General features: G+C 47.3%; 15 protein-coding genes. 1 reads left to right on the forward strand and 14 read right to left on the reverse strand.

Features of this window, described 5'->3' with window-relative positions:
• Positions 1-77: 77 nt before the first annotated feature.
• The 12 genes from AMICO_RS08650 to AMICO_RS08705 form a co-directional block, all read right to left on the reverse strand.
• On the reverse strand, positions 78-1,553 hold the full coding sequence (locus AMICO_RS08650) for an alkaline phosphatase (RefSeq protein ID WP_013049076.1): 1,476 nt from the start codon (positions 1,551-1,553) through the stop codon (positions 78-80).
• A gap of 224 nt (positions 1,554-1,777) precedes the next feature.
• Positions 1,778-3,160, reverse strand: coding sequence for a carcinine hydrolase/isopenicillin-N N-acyltransferase family protein (locus tag AMICO_RS08655; RefSeq protein WP_013049077.1), 1,383 nt, complete (start codon positions 3,158-3,160; stop codon positions 1,778-1,780).
• A gap of 185 nt (positions 3,161-3,345) precedes the next feature.
• Complete coding sequence (locus AMICO_RS08660; protein WP_013049078.1) at positions 3,346-4,239, reverse strand: isocitrate lyase/PEP mutase family protein; 894 nt, start codon at positions 4,237-4,239, stop codon at positions 3,346-3,348.
• Entirely contained in the window at positions 4,214-6,118 is a 1,905-nt protein-coding gene (locus AMICO_RS08665; protein WP_148211419.1) for a TRAP transporter permease, read from the reverse strand. The genes AMICO_RS08660 and AMICO_RS08665 overlap by 26 nt, the downstream gene beginning before the upstream one ends.
• Before the next feature lie 124 nt (positions 6,119-6,242).
• Complete coding sequence (locus tag AMICO_RS08670; RefSeq protein WP_013049080.1) at positions 6,243-7,262, reverse strand: TAXI family TRAP transporter solute-binding subunit; 1,020 nt, start codon at positions 7,260-7,262, stop codon at positions 6,243-6,245.
• A 177-nt stretch (positions 7,263-7,439) separates the two neighbouring features.
• Positions 7,440-7,943: a 3-isopropylmalate dehydratase small subunit gene (locus tag AMICO_RS08675; protein WP_013049081.1), complete on the reverse strand. Its 504-nt coding sequence runs from the start codon at positions 7,941-7,943 to the stop codon at positions 7,440-7,442.
• Complete coding sequence (locus tag AMICO_RS08680; protein ID WP_013049082.1) at positions 7,940-9,217, reverse strand: 3-isopropylmalate dehydratase large subunit; 1,278 nt, start codon at positions 9,215-9,217, stop codon at positions 7,940-7,942. Before AMICO_RS08680 ends, AMICO_RS08675 begins: the two co-directional genes overlap by 4 nt.
• Before the next feature lie 2 nt (positions 9,218-9,219).
• On the reverse strand, positions 9,220-10,605 hold the full coding sequence (locus tag AMICO_RS08685) for an MmgE/PrpD family protein (RefSeq protein WP_013049083.1): 1,386 nt from the start codon (positions 10,603-10,605) through the stop codon (positions 9,220-9,222).
• Between the two features lie 64 nt (positions 10,606-10,669).
• Entirely contained in the window at positions 10,670-12,040 is a 1,371-nt protein-coding gene (locus tag AMICO_RS08690; RefSeq protein ID WP_013049084.1) for an MmgE/PrpD family protein, read from the reverse strand.
• On the reverse strand, positions 12,033-12,359 hold the full coding sequence (locus tag AMICO_RS08695; protein WP_013049085.1) for a DUF4387 domain-containing protein: 327 nt from the start codon (positions 12,357-12,359) through the stop codon (positions 12,033-12,035). The genes AMICO_RS08690 and AMICO_RS08695 overlap by 8 nt, the downstream gene beginning before the upstream one ends.
• Complete coding sequence (locus AMICO_RS08700; protein ID WP_013049086.1) at positions 12,356-13,756, reverse strand: MmgE/PrpD family protein; 1,401 nt, start codon at positions 13,754-13,756, stop codon at positions 12,356-12,358. Before AMICO_RS08700 ends, AMICO_RS08695 begins: the two co-directional genes overlap by 4 nt.
• 2 nt (positions 13,757-13,758) lie before the next feature.
• Positions 13,759-15,144, reverse strand: a complete 1,386-nt coding sequence (locus tag AMICO_RS08705; RefSeq protein WP_013049087.1) for an acyclic terpene utilization AtuA family protein — start codon at positions 15,142-15,144, stop codon at positions 13,759-13,761.
• 257 nt (positions 15,145-15,401) lie between these two features.
• On the opposite strand from AMICO_RS08705, the gene AMICO_RS08710 reads away from it, so the two are divergent.
• Positions 15,402-16,394 (forward strand): DUF128 domain-containing protein, encoded by a 993-nt coding sequence (locus AMICO_RS08710; protein WP_013049088.1) that lies wholly within the window; start codon positions 15,402-15,404, stop codon positions 16,392-16,394.
• 125 nt (positions 16,395-16,519) lie between these two features.
• Here AMICO_RS08710 and AMICO_RS08715 read toward each other — a convergent pair whose 3' ends face one another.
• Positions 16,520-17,803 carry a hypothetical protein gene (locus AMICO_RS08715; RefSeq protein WP_013049089.1) on the reverse strand — a complete coding sequence of 428 codons (1,284 nt, stop codon included), beginning with the start codon at positions 17,801-17,803 and terminating at the stop codon, positions 16,520-16,522.
• A gap of 16 nt (positions 17,804-17,819) precedes the next feature.
• Positions 17,820-19,076 carry a GumC family protein gene (locus tag AMICO_RS08720; protein WP_013049090.1) on the reverse strand — a complete coding sequence of 419 codons (1,257 nt, stop codon included), beginning with the start codon at positions 19,074-19,076 and terminating at the stop codon, positions 17,820-17,822.
• Positions 19,077-19,088 lie beyond the last annotated feature (12 nt).

The raw sequence follows: 19,088 nt of genomic DNA on the forward strand, positions 1-19,088 counted from the left end.
ATCTATACACTCCATTCTACTATTAATGAAAACATAGCCGGGGACAAGCCTCGGCTATGTTTTCAAAACCCAATATTTTAATAATTAATGACTTTAGGCAAACTGGTTGGATGGGTAAATGCCACTTCAGTAGGTTTGAACTCCAAAATGGAGAATAAGGTTCTTGCTACTTCTGTATTATCTTTAAATCCGCCAAGAGCCTCAGCGCCAACTCCAATGGCTGAAAGGGGCACCGTTGTCCCAGAGTGGGCATAAGTGGTCCAGAACATATTTGCCCGCTCAGACATAATGTGAGTTACTGTAATAGCCGCGGGGTCGTACCCTGCATACGTTGCAATTGCATCTTTCTGAGAGCCGTCTATGAGATCCATTGCCTGTTCAATTTTTATTTTCTCATCAAGGGATAAGTTATCTAAACCAAGGTTGGTAGCAATAAAATCAAAGAACTTCTTCCTGTCTTTATCATATTTCCCCACACCCTCATTTAACACATCCGCCGTCGTGACCTTTGCCTTAAAAAGCTGATCCATTTTCAAAAAATAATTATCACCAAACCCAAGCCCAAAACCGCCTGTTTCATGATCTGCTACAACAACTATCAACGTTTCATCGGGATATTTTTGGTAAAAAGAGTACGCTTCGTCTAGTGCCTTATCGAATGCTAACGTGTCGTGGATAGACCCCGCCGGATCATGGGCGTGACAGGCATGGTCTATTCTGCCGCCCTCTACCATTAGAAAGAAACCTTCTTTATATTTTTCTAACACTTCAATTCCTTTCGCCGTTAGTTCCGCCAAACTTGGAGTGTGATCATTCTCTCTATCAAGCTCATAGGGAAGATGGCTGTACGTGAAGGCCGCAAAGACTTTTTCCTGCCCACTTGGCTTATAGTTTCTAAATTTTTGAGTATCTTTTTCTGTCAGGAAAATATGATACCCTTGGCCTTTAAACTTTTCCGCAATGTTAAGGTCATCTTTTCTCTTTGATTTCCCGCCATCCCAGTTCTGGGGAACAAAATGGCGATATCCTCCGCCAGCAAAAAAATCCACTCCGCTATCAAGATAGTCAAGGGCTATTTCATTTTCAGCATCACGATTTGAGTTATGGGAAGCAAAAACAGCAGGAGTCGCATGAGTTATTCGCGTTGTTGTTACAAGACCTGTTCCCATCCCCTTCTCTTCCGCTGCCTCCACCAAACTTTTTACATTCGTGCCATCTGGAAGCTGAGCAATAATGCCATTATTCGTCTTATATCCCGCCGCTAATGCTGTCCCGGCCGCTGCAGAATCTGTTACCAAGGAATCTGCGGAATAGGTGGTGTTGATACCTGCCACTGGGAACTGATTCATCCTAAGTTTTATATCTTTTACTCCGGTTTCAGCCCTCAAATAATATTCTGCCGCCTGGCGCTGTGCTGCGCCCATTCCATCACCAATAAAATAAAAAACATAGCGCGGAGCGTGGGCACTTGCACTATTCACTCCCCCAATTAGCCCTAAAAACAAAGCCAAAGCAATAACTGCCAGTTTACGAGAAAAAAACTTACGCAACATAATACCCCCTCAATGTAGATATTCTTTGCTTAATACCTTACAGGAAAGGAGTTTACGTATTGTTACAACTTTGTAAACAAAGTGTAAAAAATCCGGGCCTACAAAAAGGGGCAAGAGAAAAACCCCCTGCCCCTCTTCCGCTTATATTCGGTTTTAAATCTATTTCCTCTCACCGTCACTGCATACATTTAATACAACTTGCACAAATTCAAGACCTGGCACCATTAATGGTTCATGGAGAGCACCAAGTTGACCATTTGAAGGAAATTATCATTCATCTCTTTTGTTACATCTTCTCCCTTTTTAACTTTTTCCCTCATGGTATAAATAAATTTTCTCCATTCATCATTGACCCCGGCCTCGTAGAACTCACTATATTTAAAGCTCCCTCTCTGAGTCTCGTAAACCGTTCCATCAACAAGAGCTTTAGGTGTAGCGCTTGCCCCCATCAGGAAAGGAATAGAATAACCATATGCTGGCAATGTTACAAAAATAGTTGTCAAAGTTTCTGGGTTTTCAGGGTCAATCAAAATTGTGGCGCTGGACTGTGCGCGGGCAAAATTCCACAAGGCAGAGTGTTTTGAAACCTTGGGAGAATTAACTAGTTCTATTGTTATCTCACCATGGTGAGATACAAGAGCATCTTCCGGAGAGCCATAATCATTTCTCCTGGAAACGGTGAAATATATACCCTCATATTCATCCCCGGCATTTAAAAGGGGCGGGTTTTCTCTTTCTTCGATAATCTTATAGCAATTATCCGCTATTTGAAGAATCTTCCCTTTTGCATCGACAAACAAATAATTTGTTCCTAACTTTCCGCTGGCAATGTATCCCTTTTCAGCAAAAGAATGGAGAACTTCTTTTGCTTCGTCGACATTTTTACAGTGTTCAGCAATATAACGGGGGACATAATGATTCATAAACCCATCATATTTAGGTGGATCAACGTAGGGCAGCTCTCCCTCGTAAGGCCCAACATAACATTCCTTATGCTGCCATTGGGCTGGAACATCTGCGCCTCCTGCGAGGCCTTTCTCGTTGACAAAAAAGGATACGCCTGTGTCTGCTGTGCCCATTTCTCCGAAAAACTTATAGGGTTTTTTATCACCCGAGGGCACCTCTGTTATCTTTTTAAGATAGGCAGATTGAAGATCCACCGCGGTTTCCCTCGTTTTATGGAAGATGATCTGCCCATCCTTTGTTGCTGGAGGAGCAACTGCAAACGAGGTACATCCCACACCTTCGTAAAGAAGGGCTAAATCACGATATCTTCCAAAAGTGAAAGCGATGTAAAGTTCCCGGTCTATTCCAACCGTATCAGCAATAGCGTTAAGCTCGTCGATCCAATAAGAACAATTAATTTTTTTGGAAAGGTCTATTGAAAGCTTTGCGAATCTCCTTAACGCATCTTCTTTACCCTCAGCTCGTGATATAAATGTATTGTATGCCTTTAAAATAGAATCGCGGTTGACTTCTCCCCACATTGTCCCCACTTCAACTGCTGATCCTTGCAAAAACATAACTTCTTCTGAAGGGGCTGCAGCAAAAGCAGAAGTACTTAAAAGAACCGTTATAGCCATTATTAACACTATTAAACGTTTCATTTTAATGCCTCCTTTTAATAAAAAAGAAGGAGGTGTTTCTCTCCTTCTTTTTTTCAATCATGGAGCGACCCCACTATATTCTTATCTCAACCTATGGTATACATTTAACACAACTTGCACAAATTCAAGACCTGGCACCATTTTTTATTCGCAACTTGCACAAATTCAAGACCTGGCACCATTTTTTATTCGATGAATTTGGGGAGATACTGTTTTTCCAGGTCGCGGAACTGTTCGAAACCTACAAGGTCTTTAAACTCTGAGAATGCCGCAACGAGGTCTGTTCTGCCCTCAGCGAGCTTGCCTCCCTGTATCTCATTGAGGTAATTGACCATGCCTTTCACAGCCGCAAAGAGAGGGCCAACAGGAATGCTTATTCTTCCCACGCCTAGTTCTTTAAGCTTTTCGATGGGAACGAGAGGTGTTTTCCCCCCAACAACGGCATCCATGAGATTGATGCTCACTGGCGCTTTGATCTCTTTCACAGCCTGTTCTATCTGGTCTATTGACCGTGGAGCCTCTACGAAGATCAGGTCTGCTCCAGCCTCGGCATATGCGTTTCCTCGTTTTATAGCCTCTTCTATTCCGTGAACCGCAATGGCGTCGGTGCGGGCATTGATGACAAAATCAGGATCAATTTCATCCTTCACAGCCTTGCATGCCTTGATTTTCATGACCATTTCCTCTATAGGAATGATCTGCTTCCCCTCGAGATGGCCGCACCGTTTAGGGAACACCTGGTCTTCGATATTCATTCCAGCGGCGCCTGCCTTGATGAATTCCCTCGTGACATGCATGGCATTAATGCTATTTCCATATCCAGTATCAGCATCGGCCATGACGGGAATTCCAACAGAGTCTATTATATTTTTTGTAAAGTGGACGACATCACTGAATCCGATGAAGGCCATATCCGGCAATCCCAAATAGGTAGCCGACAACCCAAACCCGCTGACCTGAAGGGCTTCAAAACCCGCTCTTTCAATAAGCTTGGCAGAAATCGCATCGTGAGCTCCCGGGCACACTAGGGCCCGCCGTTCAAGGATCATATTTTTAAGCTTCGTTGTTTTTTTCAACACGTACCCCTCCATTGAGACTAGAACGTTCTTGTTTTAAGATATATTTGTTCCATACAAAGGCTATAACCACGCCGACCATACCCGCAGCGGAAAGCTTAACATCAGGAAAAAGCAACAATATGCCACTCACAAAAAAGAGAACTCTGCTCAGTATAGCCATTACACCTTTGCCGAAGCCAAAAAAACCGTACGCAATAGCAATAGCCCCGACAAAGCCTGTTAACCCATGGCTCAGAATAGCACCTGCAGAACCTCTCCCCACCAGAGAGGGATTGAGAGCGAAGAAATAGGGCAGAATAAAGGCCACAGCCCCGAGCTTCACCGCATTCAGGCCAGTTTTAACCCAGTTCCCCTTCGAAATGCTTGCCGCCGCCACTGCTGCCGTGCAGGTAGGAGGTGTAACCCCTCCAAGAATGGCCCAATAGATAAAGAAAAGATGGGCAGCAACCTGGTCAATTCCTATTTTCATCAAAGGCGGCACAAGGATGGAAACAGAAAGAACGTACGTAGGGACAACAGGAAGAGAGGTTCCCAAAAGGAAGGGAACTATAGTGGCCACAAGAAGAGCGATAAAAATATTGGAACCGCCATATTTCAAGATCAGTCCGCTTATTTTAGGGGCGATCCCCGTGATCCCTATGAGGTTTACAAGCACACTCACCGAGATAAGGATAGGGGCAATTCGCGCCACATCTGCCCCGGCTTCGCTTAAGGCGTCAAGAACCTTACGGGGAGTTTCTTTGATTTTTTTCTTCAGCAAATCACTTAAAACCAACACGACAATGGAAGAAACACTGGCATAAAAACCCGCCTTCAGCAAAGGCTGCCCCGTTCCAATGAGATAAAGAAGAACAACAGTGGGAATAACAAGGCCCGCCATCCGTTCAAAGGTTAATATATCCTTCCATTTTGGAATTTCATCTTCTGGAACTGCAGAAAGCCCTCTTCGTTTTGTCTGAAAATGGACGCCGCTAAACACACCTGTGTAAAACAATATACAAGGCAGCAAGGCATATCCGATGATGTTCATATAGGAAATATTTAAGAATTCCGCCATCATGAAAGCAGTGATACTCATGATGGGGGGCGTAATTCCGCCCCCGGTCGAGGCAATGGCTTCCACAGCTCCGGCAAATTCTGGTTTATACCCAAGACGTTTCATGAGAGGTATGGTGTAGCTTCCCGTCACCATCACATTGGCTACAGAACTTCCAGAGATGCTGCCAAAAAGAGCGCTTGAAATAACAGCTGCTTTGGCAGGGCCTCCAACAAAACGGCCTGTCAGAGCCAGGGCCAGATCTATAAAGGTCTTGCCCCCGCCCGTAGCAGACAGAAGAGACCCAAATATGATGAACATGGCAATAAAGGTTGCCGACATTCCTGTCACACTGCCAAACAATCCAAGGGGAGAATAATACACGGAATTCATAATAAAATTAAAAGATAAACCCCGAATTTTCCAGAGCCCCCCTAAATAGGGCGCCACATAGATATAGACAAAAAGCATTGCGACGAGTATGGGTATGGCCGCTCCAACGGTGCGACGAGCCGCCTCTAATACAATGATCAGAAGAGCAGTTCCCAGAAGCAAATCCAGCGATGTGGCTCCTCCAGGCTTCATGTAAATATCAAGGGCCTTTACCACAACATTAAAACAGGCGAGAACAATGACAGCAATCAGAAAAACATCCCATATGAAAGAACGCTCATGTTCTTGACCTTCCCTTTGACGAAATGGGAAACAGAGCAAAGCTATAGATACGCCCAGGGTCACATGAAGAGCTCGCACCTGAATGTCGAGCAAATTCTGAAAAAACATGGGTACAATCAGCTGGGTTAGAGAAAAGACGATACCGCTCCAGAATAAAAAGTGATTCATATGTTTATTTAAAAAATTTCGCACATTCACCCTTTCTTCCCCCCTCTATTAACTCATGCGCTGCCGACGAGGGTGCGGGAAACAGCGAGGCGTTTAAACCTTCTGTTTCCCGCTCTCATAAAGTCTATTTCTTGTATTCTGGTGGAAGGAAAAACTCTGGAACCTCTATGCCCTTTTCTTTGGCGTAACGAATAAGACCTGGGTGGGCAGGAACAAAGGCATCTTCTGTTGCGAATTTAAAGTAGTCTGCAACAGGATCCCATCCCTTGACGGCCCCGTAGGCCGCTGCAACTTCTTCAAACCCTTCCACATAGGCTTTAACGATGTTATAAGCCACTTCTTCTGACATTCTGGTGCTGGCTACCGCTCCAGCGATAGGGCACTCTTCCCAAATTGGGCCCACATCTGGAAGCTGGGATATAGAGCCTTTTTGAGTTTCAAGGAAGCTCATGCTAGGTATCTTTTCCCGTATTTTCTCAATGTCATCCTTGGAATAGCCAATAACCGTAAGGGGCGTTGTAATATTCACTTCTATGAGGGACGCATCCATAGAAGTTAACCCGCTTGACTTCTGAAGACCAACAATACGGCCTTCCTTAAGGGCATTGACGGCATCCCCATAGGCCATGGGCATAAGGTTGATATTGGCCCCTGTAATGTCGTTGTACTCCATAACGTAAGAAGCTGAAGCAGAGCCGGGAATGCCCGGGCAGAACCGTTTTCCAGCAAGATCTTTAAAGGTGGTAACTTTGGCATCTTCCCTAACATAGAGACGGTCGGCAAATACGTTTCTCAAAAATAGCCAGCGAACATCTTGGTAGGGTTTTTCCCCTTCAAAAGCCCCTGTTCCCTCATAGAGCTGAAGGGTAGACGGCAAGTCGATGCACATAGCAAAGTCAAAAACACCATCGCGAACTTTCTTCAGGTTATCAATACCGGCTCCACTTTCAACAACAGTCACATTAAGCCCAACATTCGCTTTGTTGACCACGTTGGCGGCGGCTACGCACCATGCATAGACACCGGAAGAAGAGGACGTACTGCCCATATTCAAACTCGTTTGGCCATAGCCTGCTCCTGCAACGACGAAAGAGAAGAGCACTAGCAGACACCCAAGAAGCAACATCTTTCTACTTTTCTGCATTGTGTTTCCCCCTTTTTTCCCTTTTAAAAAACATCTCTGTTCCGTGGAAAACCACGGAAAAGCCTCAAGCACCCAAGCTTTTTCAGCCTTCCTGCACTGTGCTTCGTCTTTTGCCTTCCTTATAAGCGTCCCTCCTTCTTCTTCATGGTAGCATAATCATCAATAGCGGCCGTGCCATCAGCGACGGCCCGATATGTCAAAAGACTTATGCTGTTTTAAGTAAGGGGTTAACCCCCCCGCGGAAAGAATTCGGATCATTACATCAGGAAGCGGTTCCATAGGTATTATCTGGTTTGTAGTGAGATTGAAGATTCTTTGAGTAGAGAGATCAATGCGCAATTGATCGAGGTCATGGATATCGTCGGTATTACATACTATAACAGGAACCCCAAGATTTATGGCGTTTCTAAAGAATATGCGTGCAAAGGATTTCGCTAAAACAGCCCCTACTCCGGCATATTTCAATGCTACAGGCGCCTGCTCTCTTGAGGAACCGCACCCGAAATTTCGACCGGCCACAACAAAATCCCCAGGCTGTATCTTCTTGCTGAACCCGGGTGAAATGTCTTCGAAAAGGTGTTCCACCCAAACGGTATGATCAAGGGTTTTGGTGTATTTACCGGCGATGATGTAGTCGGTATTTATATTGTCGCCAAAGATATGGGCCCGTCCCTGAATCATCGTACATCCCCCATTTCAAGAAACTCTCGGGGATCAGTAATGCATCCCTTTAAGGCCGAAGCAGCACAGGTTACAGGTGAAGCCAGATAGACAGAGGCTTTATTGTTCCCCATCCGCCCCTTGAAGTTCCTATTGGCCGTAGAAAGCACCGTTTCGCCATCTCCAGGCACTCCTAAATGGGTTCCGGGACAGGGACCGCAGCCTGGAGGGATAAGAGTAGCTCCCGATTTAAGGAATGTTTCCACAAGACCTTCTTTAACCGCCTCGAGAAAGATTTGCCGCGATGCCGGCCCTATGATCAGGCGACAGTTGGGGTTCACCCTTCCCTTTCGCAAAATAGCCGCAGCTGCCCGTAAATCTTCAAGTCTTCCATTGGTGCATGTTCCGATAAATACCTGCTGAACCGCTCTCCCCGCCACATCCTCCACTGGATGAACGTTGTCAACGGCGTGGGGACAGGCGACTTGCGGCCCAATGGCATTAACGTCTATTTCCATCACATTGTGGTAAACAGCGTCTGCATCGTCAAAAACAGGGGTGTAGCTTTTATGGGTTCTGCCAGTCAGATAGGCGGACGTTTTTTCGTCACACTCCATAATTCCGGCTTTCGCCCCGCACTCAATGGCCATATTGCACATGGTCATACGATCACAGATCTCCATATCGGCAATAGTTTTTCCTGTAAAGCTGATGGCCAGGTAATCGGCCCCATCAAATCCCAGTCTGCCAATGGTGTAGAGCATTACGTCTTTCGCGGTCACTCCTTTGCCCATGGCTCCACTGTAAACTATCTTCAGCGTCTCCGGCACCTTCAGCCAAAGCTGTCCTGTGAGCATCACTCCGCTCATGTCAGTGGAACCAATTCCGAAAGAGAGAGCGTTCATGGCTCCATAGGTACAGGTGTGTGAATCGCATCCCAGCACGATCTCTGAGGGAACCACGAGTCCCTTTTCCACAAGAAGCTGGTGGCAAACCCCTTCCCCAACCTCGAAAAGACGCACATTCTGTTCCTTGGCGAAGTCCCGCATGAGGGAGTGAAGGCGGCTCGCCTGCTCATTAGGGCAGGGAACGGCGTGATCAAGCACAAACACCAGACGGGAAGCATCCCAAATGTGAGGTTCCCCATATTCGCGGAAAGCCTGAATCGCCAGGGAAGCCGTGCTGTCGTGGGCCATGGCAAGATCTACATTGACCACAGCAATATCTCCGGCCCGCACATCCTGACCACAGTGAGATGATATTATTTTTTCAACAATGGTCTTCCCCCGCCCCATACTTACGCCTCTTTTCTAAGAAGATTTGTCAGAACTTTCACGTTATCAAGATCTTCAAGATGCATCACAGCGTCAACAATCTTCTTCCGCCGGTCTGCGCAATCAAAGACCTTCCCCGCCAGAGAATCGAATTTCCAAAGAAGCTCTTCTTCTGTAAAGGGATTCAGCGGGTGTCCCTTGGGATATTCTGTTCTCAGATTGAAGACACGGCCGTCGTTGAGTTCGATCTGGACCTTCACTGTATAACGAAGGTTTCTTGGCAGATTCTCAATTTCTTCGTCGGGATATACCTCGACTTTTTTGGCGTACTCGAGAATCCTCTGATCGCGGATCTTTTCTTCGTTAAACTGATCCACAAAGGCGTTTCCTTCAAGCATGGTCACGGCGCATACGTAGGGGTGGCTCAGCTGGGCCGCTACAACACTGGTAATGGCGTCAGCGTTCACCGAATATTTATGTGTAATGGAAGTGGTTCCAACCCTGATCTTTTTCACGTCGTCGGGATTGATCTCAGGGTGCTCCTGTTTGAATCTCCGCAGCGTATCGATGGTGGAATGTTTGCTTCGGCAAGTGGAGTAGAACTTCAAGCCTATGCCAAGGAGTTCCCACCGTTCTCCCAGTTCTCCAGCTGTGCGCTCTACGTTATAGATATCGTCTGTAAAGCAGTTGTAGAACCCGCCGAATTTATTCTCAAAAACATCCTCGATGCCGGTAAAGCCTTCTTTAGCCAGCAGACATCCAATAATGGCCCCTTCAGAAGACTTGGAGGGAACTATTCGCTTGGCCATGGAAGCGAACTGTACAGCCTGCAATCCGCTCGACCAGTTTCCGGTAATGCCCATGGCGTGGATCATCTGATCTTTGCTCAGCCCCAGCATCTTCCCCACCCCTGCGGCAGAACCGAAGGGGCAGCACGTACCCGTATTGTTAAAACCCTGATGGGCCAGCTCCATACCGATGGGAGCCGCTACCCGGCAGGCCACTTCAAAGGCCAGAACCGCGGCGGTGAGAAAATCTTTTCCCGAAACAGTGCCAAGGGTTTCGGCAAAGGCTGTAATGCAGCCAAGAACACCTGTGGAGACGTGGATGATACCGTCGGTGTGGGTATCGTCAAGCTCAAAGGAATTGATGGCAGAACCGTTGAGCATCATGGCCGATGTAACCGATGTCTTAACATTCGTACCCCAAACAGAGGCTTCCTGCCTGTCAGACATTTTCAAAAGTACGTCTTTATAGATCTTCATCCATGGAGTGGTGGAACCAAAGAGACCGCATCCATAGGAATCCAGCAGAATGTTCTTCAAATGGGTTGTGACCTCAACGGGGATATCTTCATATTTGAGCTGTGCGATAAATCGAGAAAGACCTTCATTAATTCTGTCTGCCATCTTGCTTCTCCTCCTTATAATTCACCTGATCTTATTTCAGATGCTGCACGTGATCGTACTGCCATTACCATAGAAGCATGTCGGTCAGTTCTTGAATCGGATTCGTTAAAGTGCCTTCATCCATTATCCAGTCCATAACTTTTTTCTGACGCCCAGCCGTCAGAACAGTCTGGGTCACATCCCTGAACTTATCCATCAGATCTTCATCAGACATGGGGTTAAGGGGATCTCCCTTGGCATAATCCACCCTTGACGCAAAAATCTGCCCGTCGGTATCGGTTATTTCTACAATGGTGGTTCGTATTTCAGGATAGGTCTTCTGAATCTCGGGATCTGCCTCTATTTCTATAAGAGAAGCTATCTTTTTAACCCTCTCGTCTTTAATACTCTCTTCCGTGTATTCCTGGAGACCGGCTCTTCCCCGCACGATCATGGAACCCATGCCGTACTGAAGGCTCAGTCTGGCGTGAAGCACTGTCTGGTAGTCGGGAATATCTGAACCCTGTTTGGCATTTTTGTGGGTCAGCACCCGAATGGATTGAATGTCATCCATCGTCATGGGGTGCCCCCTTAAAATATTTTCCACAGCCTCAACAGCGTAATGAACATACCGGCATGAACAGTAAGGTTTGAAGTATATTTTCTGGAATTCCCACTTCTCGCCAAGGTCTTTTTCAAGAATGGAAGGATTGAAGGTATCTGAAAAACAGTGGGCGAAGCCCAGACGGCCTTCAAGAATTTCTTCTGGCCCCGTAAAGCCATTTTGAGCGAGAAGGGCGGCAAACATGCCGTTTCGCGCCGCATTGCCCGGGTGAAGGTGTTTCACAAAAGAGCCGTCGATTTCGTACTGGTTAATACCTGAGGCCAGACTGCCAACAATGCCAATGGCCGAAACAAGCTCGTCCGCATTCAGCCCCAGCAGGCTGGCACTCACCACTGTGGTGCCAAAGGTTCCCACCGTTCCCGTGGGGTGAAAGCCCTTAAGATAGTGGGAGGGGTTAACCGAGGTGCCAATTCGAAGAGAAACTTCATACCCCAACGCAATGGCAAGAAGTACATCCTCCACAGTGGCTCCCCGCTCTTCCGCAAGAGCCAATGCAGCTGGAATCATAGAAGCCCCGGGATGGTAGGTCGCATACTTTGACCCGTCATCGAGCTCCAGGGCATGGGCCGCTACTCCATTGGCAAGAGCGGCATGAGCGCTATCAGTCTTAAGGAGTGTTCCGATCACCGATGCCTTGCCGGCAGGGGCGCATTTTTTGACAAAACCCTGAATGGCCTGAGCCGAATCTGCCATGGCTGAGCCAGCAATGATCACACCCACAGTATCGAGAAGACACCGTCGTGCCTGATGAACAATAGCTTCAGGCAGGCTTGAAAAGGATGTATCAGCGGCAAATTCCGCCAGCTTCCTCGAAAAGGTTTTGTCACTCATCCCAGGGAACCTCCAGAGAGAAGAGTGGGGCATACTGCTGGCACCCGTACACGTCTGTTTCTGAAGGGCCTCCGCTGGCTATCGACCGCCGAATATTGGCCTTAATACCCATCCCGGGATCGAAGAACATAAAATCAAGCACTTTTTCTGTTGGCACATCGTAGGCCCGGGCAATGGCTTCTTGAGTAACGACACCGCTTTGTTTCACTTTTTCATAGATTGAACGGTCACTGAAGATAATCTCGAGGGTAATCATAAAGCTCCCCGCATTCTTGCTGCGAACCGTTCTGGCTAAATCACATATATTTTTTGTTTTCATGAGTGGAACCTCCCGAAATGGTCAACTATTTCCCCATAGGCGACTGAGTCTATGGGTCTTTCCACACACAGATCCCACAAGCCCGCTAAAAATTCTGCCGGGTAATACACATTCACCATGCCCTGAAGTTTCTCTAAAAGATCCTGATCGTTCACTGGATTTTCAGGCTCTCCCTTGGCTACGGGAATATGCTTTTCAAAAGAACGTCCGTCCTTGAGCTCAATTCTCATCCAGGCTCCCCGCTCCTCTGGATAGATGCGGTTCATGGCTTCATCTTCTTCGAGGTTCATTTTCAGGGCGGTTTGGCGAAGTTTCTCGTTCTTCAGAGTTTTTTCGTCATAATCCCGCAGAGTCACATGGCCCCGCTCAAGGGCAATAGACACGGAGAATGGAAGACTAAACATGGCTTCTTCAAAGGTAGCGGGGGTAAAGATCCGTCCCACTTCCGCAATCCCCAGGGCATAGGTCTTTACGTGGATGGATTCAATATCGTCAAGGGTGAGGCCAAGAGCCTGTTTCCCCTCTTTGGCCAGGTCGATGGCAGCGTGGCAGTGGCGGCAGGTAGGATAAAGCTTGGTATAGGTGTACATAATCTCCCACCGATCTCCCAGCTCTCCCATGAGGGCTTCTTCAGAAAATTCGTTGCGGCACATGGCCTTTAACCAACCGTGCTCTCCCTCGAAAAGAGACCTGGGCCCTTTCGCTCCCCGATCAACGAGGTCTGCTGCCAATACTCCCGCCATGGCGGCCTTGCCCGGCTGAAGTGGCTTGATTCCCGGATGGTCGTGAAGCATCTCCTGAAGTCCGGCGCTTTGCAGCCCTCCAAGTGCAACAGCGTAGGCAAAAGATTCAGGGCCGAAATTCTTAAGGCTGGCGCAGGCAGCGGCAGCGCCAAGGGATCCGCATGTACCTGTAGAATGAAATCCCCACTTCAGATGGGAAGGGTTAATGGCTCTCGCCGCCCGAAGCATTACATCGTACCCCACCACAATGGCCCGAAGAAGGCTGGTAAAGTCAGATCCTTCCCGTTCTGCCATCACAAGGGCAGCCGGAATAATAGCCACTGCAGGGTGGCATGTTCCCCACCGATGGCCGTCATCAAGCTCTATGGAATGCCCCAGAGCTCCCAGGGCCAACGCTCCATTAATAGCAGGAACCTTGCTTCCATGACAAAGGATGGTGGATTCCGGAGCCCCGCCAAGGGAAATGAGGTACTCTGCGCAGAGGGCAGGAAACTCTCCTGTTTTGTGTCCGGCCGCTACTTCCGAAAGAAAATCCACTAGAACGCGGCGAGCTTTATCAAGAACTGCTTCCGGTATGGGGGAAGCCCCCCTATCGCCATAGAATCGGCTTAATTTTGAAAGATAGGTGGCATTTACATCAAGTGTTTGAGTCATTACTAACCCCCTACCGTCTCAAAATGATATTTAAAGATTTTGCTGTCCAGTGGATCTTTGAGGGTCAGCAGATGATCGATGGTCCACCGATAACACTTGTTCTGAGGATAAAGGGGTTCGTCGGTAAGAAGGGCCACAGAGCCGCCCGATGAGTTCATCTGGCCAGGGTAGCTCATATAGAAGAAACGGAACTTGGCGCACTTTGCCACAGTGGTGGCAAGATCCAGATCTTGAGAAACCACTTCTATAAAAACTCCCAGCTCATGGGCCTGGGTTTTTATAACGGGCTCATACTCTCTCATAACGGCGTTTCGGCCATATACGTGGAAATAGAGATCATAGTCTTTGTCCCGGGAAGGCCCAATAATGTGAGACACTTTCTTTCTCGTGTCTTCAAGAATCATGTCGATATTATCGATGGCCCTGGGGTCGCGGATTCCAACAAAGTGATAGACACGGTGCCCCGCTTCGCCGGCCCCTTCCAGTTTCACCTTATAGCTTCCGTCGGGAGAAGAAACAAACTTGCTTCCCGATACTTTGGCGATACGGTCGGTAACAGACTCATAAACGCTCTCATGCATATCGAGAATTCCGCCGGGCAACCCCTGAACGAAGGGATTCGTTCGCTCGTACATAGAGTGGGCCGCAAGGCTGTGTGGCGTTGCCTGCTGTTTCGGATGCATGGGCTCGATTGTAAAATGGTCTGGATGGACAGTGGCAATAATCGACTCTTTCACCATCTGGGGCCAACAGACAAGGGAGGCGCATTCCGCCGCTTTCCCCATATGAAGGCTGATCCCTCTGTCAAAACCCTTAAAGATGGGATAGGCTGCCAAAACGGCATCGTCACAGGCCCGGCCGGCCATAATCACATCCGCTCCCTGCTCAAGGGCATAAACAAACTGCTCAATACCCATACTGGCAGTTACATTCGTCGTCTGATCAATTACTTCTTTCGTAAGGGGAAAATCTGCTTCAAGAGGTTCAGTGTCTCCGTTTTCTACACGTTTTAACAGTTCATTTTTGTCCACTTGAGAATAGATAAGGGCCATTTTGAAGGGGGCGAGGCGATGTTCTTTTGCTATATCGCGAATAAGGTCGGCGTACAAATCCACAGTTCTGTCTGTTCCAGTGGTACTGCATGATCCAACAATCATGGGAACATTCTTTTTTCTTGACTCCACAAGCATTACTTCAAGGTCGTGTCTTTCCCATTCAATTGGGTTGTGGGGCTTGTTGGCTCCTAAAAAGGTGGGGCCGGCATCGGCTGTTCCCGCATCGGCTGCGAAACAGTCGATATGATGCTTCACACCTTCGTAAAAGGATTCTTCTTCGATAATGTTATCGCCCAAGTTGCCGGTAGACACGAGAAGCGAACATTTTTCCACAACATTCCCTCCTCTATTTTCGGAAATTGACTTCCGTTTGGCTATAGGTTAATATACTCAGACTCTTTTGTCAACTTCAAATAGTGCGGGTTTAATAGCTATCAAAAGGCTAAAATAGGGGTGTTTGGCGCAAACACGGCGCAAAAAAGAAAATTTTTAATTTATTTCATCGGATAGCAACTTCCGAAAATAGAGAGGGCTTTAAAATGCAAAATTTTACGTATAATAGTAGCAAAACCAGCAAAGGAGTTTCACTCATGTTTGCCAATGAAAAATATGCGGCCACAGTTATAGAGATTCTACGCATCCTCTACTTCTCTGACGGCATTCAGTCATCAAGCCATATACGCAGCCAGCTCGGAGAGCGAGGATTCGACCTCGACTCCAGAACGGTACGGTATCATCTTTCAAACATGGAATCTGAGAACCTTGTGAAGAGAAAGGGAAACAGAGGGGCTTACCTTACCGAAAAAGGAATCAGCGAAGCAAAAATGCTCTTCGTTTTCGACCGCGTTGGCACTCCATCCTTCGAAACTGAAAAACTTTCTTCTTTTTACTCTTTCAATGGGGAAAAAAAGAAGGGCTTCATCGTCGCCAACTGCCTCCTTCTAGAAAAGAACAAGCTATCAATCGCCTTGCAAGAACTTAAAAAGGCTGCTTTTACAAACGTATGGGTATCGTCTCTCCTCGGCATTTCAAAAGAACCGGAAAAGCTGTGGAAGTGCGACCTTCCTGACAAGTATGTAGGTCTTGTCTGCGTATCATCCAGGAATTACGATGTGGCTCTTCAGAAGAAAGGAATCTATGTAGAAACCTCGGCAACAGGTCTTTACAGCCTCAAAAACTTCACTCCCCGGGGATTTACAGAGATCATATCTCATACAGGAACAACCCTCAGCCCTGGAGAAATCCTCATTCGAGGGCGATACACATCTGTCTGCCGTCTGGCAGAAACCGGGGAGGGGCTTGTTACCGCTGCCATCAAGACCTTTCCATCATTCTTATACAAAGAACTTCAAGAAGCCCTGGCGCACCTTGATCCATCTATCTTTTCAGGTCTCATTTTCCATGGCGGGCTCATTCCCCCCTCATATCGCATCAGCTCAAAAGACCGCAACAAAGGCTACATGGTCATATACGGCGGCGCCAACCTCTTCTCTCCCCTTATTGAAAAAGGAATCGCCACCAACCTTTCCATCGCCAGCAGCCTTTACGACGTAGAACAAATGACCGACATCAACAACCTGTAGTGGTGCCAGGTCTTGAAAATGTGCAATTGTATTAAAAGTATGCACGAATGCCCCACAAGAGAGTCTTGAAACCTCTTTTGAGGGCATTCGCTATTTTTCTGCCTGCCAACATGTGAAATTAAAAACTAATGCACATTTTCAAGACCTGGCACCACTTTTTTGTAAAACCGGTACACAACTTTCTGGTTCAGCTGGGCAGGCCCCATGCGATCTTCTTCCCATTTTTTCAGGTCATCCCAGCTCCACAGATCAGTATGGGGGCTCACTAGCGACTCAAGCTCCAAATACCACGGCTCTTCTACCATCTTCACAACCAGGCCGGGTGACTGTGTATCTCCCCAGCAAGATAAACGGTGCTCATAAAAATTCCGAACCTGGCCGTTCTGCCAATAGGTTCGTATTCGTTCAGCCTCAACTTCACCAACAAGAACGTAGTCTGTGGCCTGCAAAGCGCCATCTTCGCCAGGCTTCATCAGAACGCCTTTAAAAAGAGGCTCTTGTGTTGGGTCGACCCTCCGAACACGGCCTATCGTTCCAGACAGAAGGGGAATCTGAACAGCGTGACCCCGCGGGGCACGGGTGTAATCGAAAGCCAGCTCTCCCATTTTTTTCGTCTTATCTCCCTGGGCAAAGCGCACCACAATCCCCGTGTAAGCCGGCTGATCCTCTAATTCCTCATACAAGAAGCCTATAGACCAGTTCTTAAAGGTGCGGCCCACAAAAAGGTTAAATCCCTGGGCCGTTTCCCCCATCACTTCTTCTCGTATGGGTAAGTCACCGAACCTTGCTTCATAATGCCACAAACCAGAATCGTTGCGATAGAAAATATACCGTTCTGCCCAATTCGAAGAGCGGTCTACACCAAAACCCCAGTCTATCCACGCAGCATGAACGCCCAAGCCGCACTTGTGGGCATAATCAGCAGTAAGAATCAGGCCGGAATAGCCTGTTTCATCTCCGCCCTTGAGGTCACCGATTCCCGGCACCTGATCAAAGGTGGCGATAGCATCCGGATAGGGGAAACGTAAATAGCGGCTTCTTCCAAGCTTGGCACTCAAACTCAGTGTTCCGTTTGCATCTACATAAAAACCATATTTCTCAATAAAAGCTTCGTCAAAACGGGGGGCCCACTCCCCTAAACCGTTCATTTCTTTATTAGAGCGGATAATACTATGCCATCGCAGGCCAGCCCCTAAATCCACATCTGTCAAAAGCTGCAAGTTTCTGAAATCCAAATGGTCTGTCCAGAAATGAGCCCCTGCACTGAGTCCCCAAAAGCCATTGCCTTTCCCAATGCTTGGAAAGCACCACCCCTTCTCGTATATCTCTTTTTGTCTGCACAAAGCCTTTTCCCCAAAAGGAAAAATCATAAGCAGAAGAATGAGGATAAAGAAAAAGCATTTCTTCATTGTATATTCGCCCTTGCTACCTTGACGACCTGGAAGGCACTAAGCCTTTGAGCACCCTTTGCAGCCAATGCACTCCTAAAGCTTCTTTAAATTCCTTTAGCTTTTTTTTCTGTTCAGGGTCTTTTTCAGCCCTGCTCCACGCCTCCGCCAGGAAGGCACAAAGAATAGAAACGAACAGCCCTAACATGGCAGCCAGCACCACCATCATTTTTCGCTTTGGCTTGATACGCTGCTCTGGAGTCACCGCTTTATCAAGCACCAGAATAGTCACAGGCGTATAGGCTTCGTCGAGACGAGACGTCTCGTACATCTTGAGCAGGGTATTATACAGAACCTCCTGAAACTTCCAGTCACGGAACTTCTCAAGGTACTCAAATCGAGCCGCCGGCATACCTCCAACAGGATTGAGGGGATCACCAGAGTCTGTTACCAACTCTAAACGGGCTATCTCTTCTTTTAATCCATTTATCTCTTTTTCAAGCTTTACCACTTTAGGGTTCTGATGTGTCGCATAGGATAAAAGGGATCGCAGCTGTATTTCTCTTGCAGCAATCTGAGCTCGCATATTCACCCTGTTCTGAATATTGGCCGTTAGCTGGGCGTCTCCCATATATACACCTGTTTTTTCCTGAAACTCCCGCAAACTTTTTTCAGCCTGGGCCAAAGCTTCACGGGCATAATCCAGTTCATTCTCATAATATCCTCTCCGCTGAGCCGCTTCTGTGGAAAAAAAATGGTCTGCCATATGCTGCAGTTCTTCCACATAGGCATTGGCTATATCCGCCACTTTATACTGATCAGTGTAAGATACCGTTACAAGAATGGTTCCATTCTTTTCTTCAGTTACAGACATTTCTCCTATGTTTTCAGCAACAAAATCATGACGTCTCATTTCTTTCCCTGCCCCAACCATATCCCTCCAGCCATTTGAAACAAAACGATCAAGCACCTGGTCTTGTAAAGAGCGGCTCTTCAGCATGCTCACATAAACGTTGCCGCCAGTGGGGCCCAAAGACAGCAAATCACCCATTAACCCAGCCTTTTCTTCCATCAGACTGGCAAAAGACGGCCTCTGAACAGGATTCAAAATTCTCGTCGATGCCTGGTATACCTTTGTCATAAGCAAACTGGCTATAATTGCCACGACCACAAAAAGGGTCGTTATTCCCATTATTATTTTTTTCTGCCGGGCGAGTACAAGCAGCAGATCAAGCAGGGAAATCTCGTCGTCTTCAAAGTAATGAAATTCTTCTCCATTCTTCATTTCAGCCATAATCCTATCCTC

This window comes from Aminobacterium colombiense DSM 12261, from assembly GCF_000025885.1.
Taxonomy (GTDB): domain Bacteria; phylum Synergistota; class Synergistia; order Synergistales; family Aminobacteriaceae; genus Aminobacterium; species Aminobacterium colombiense.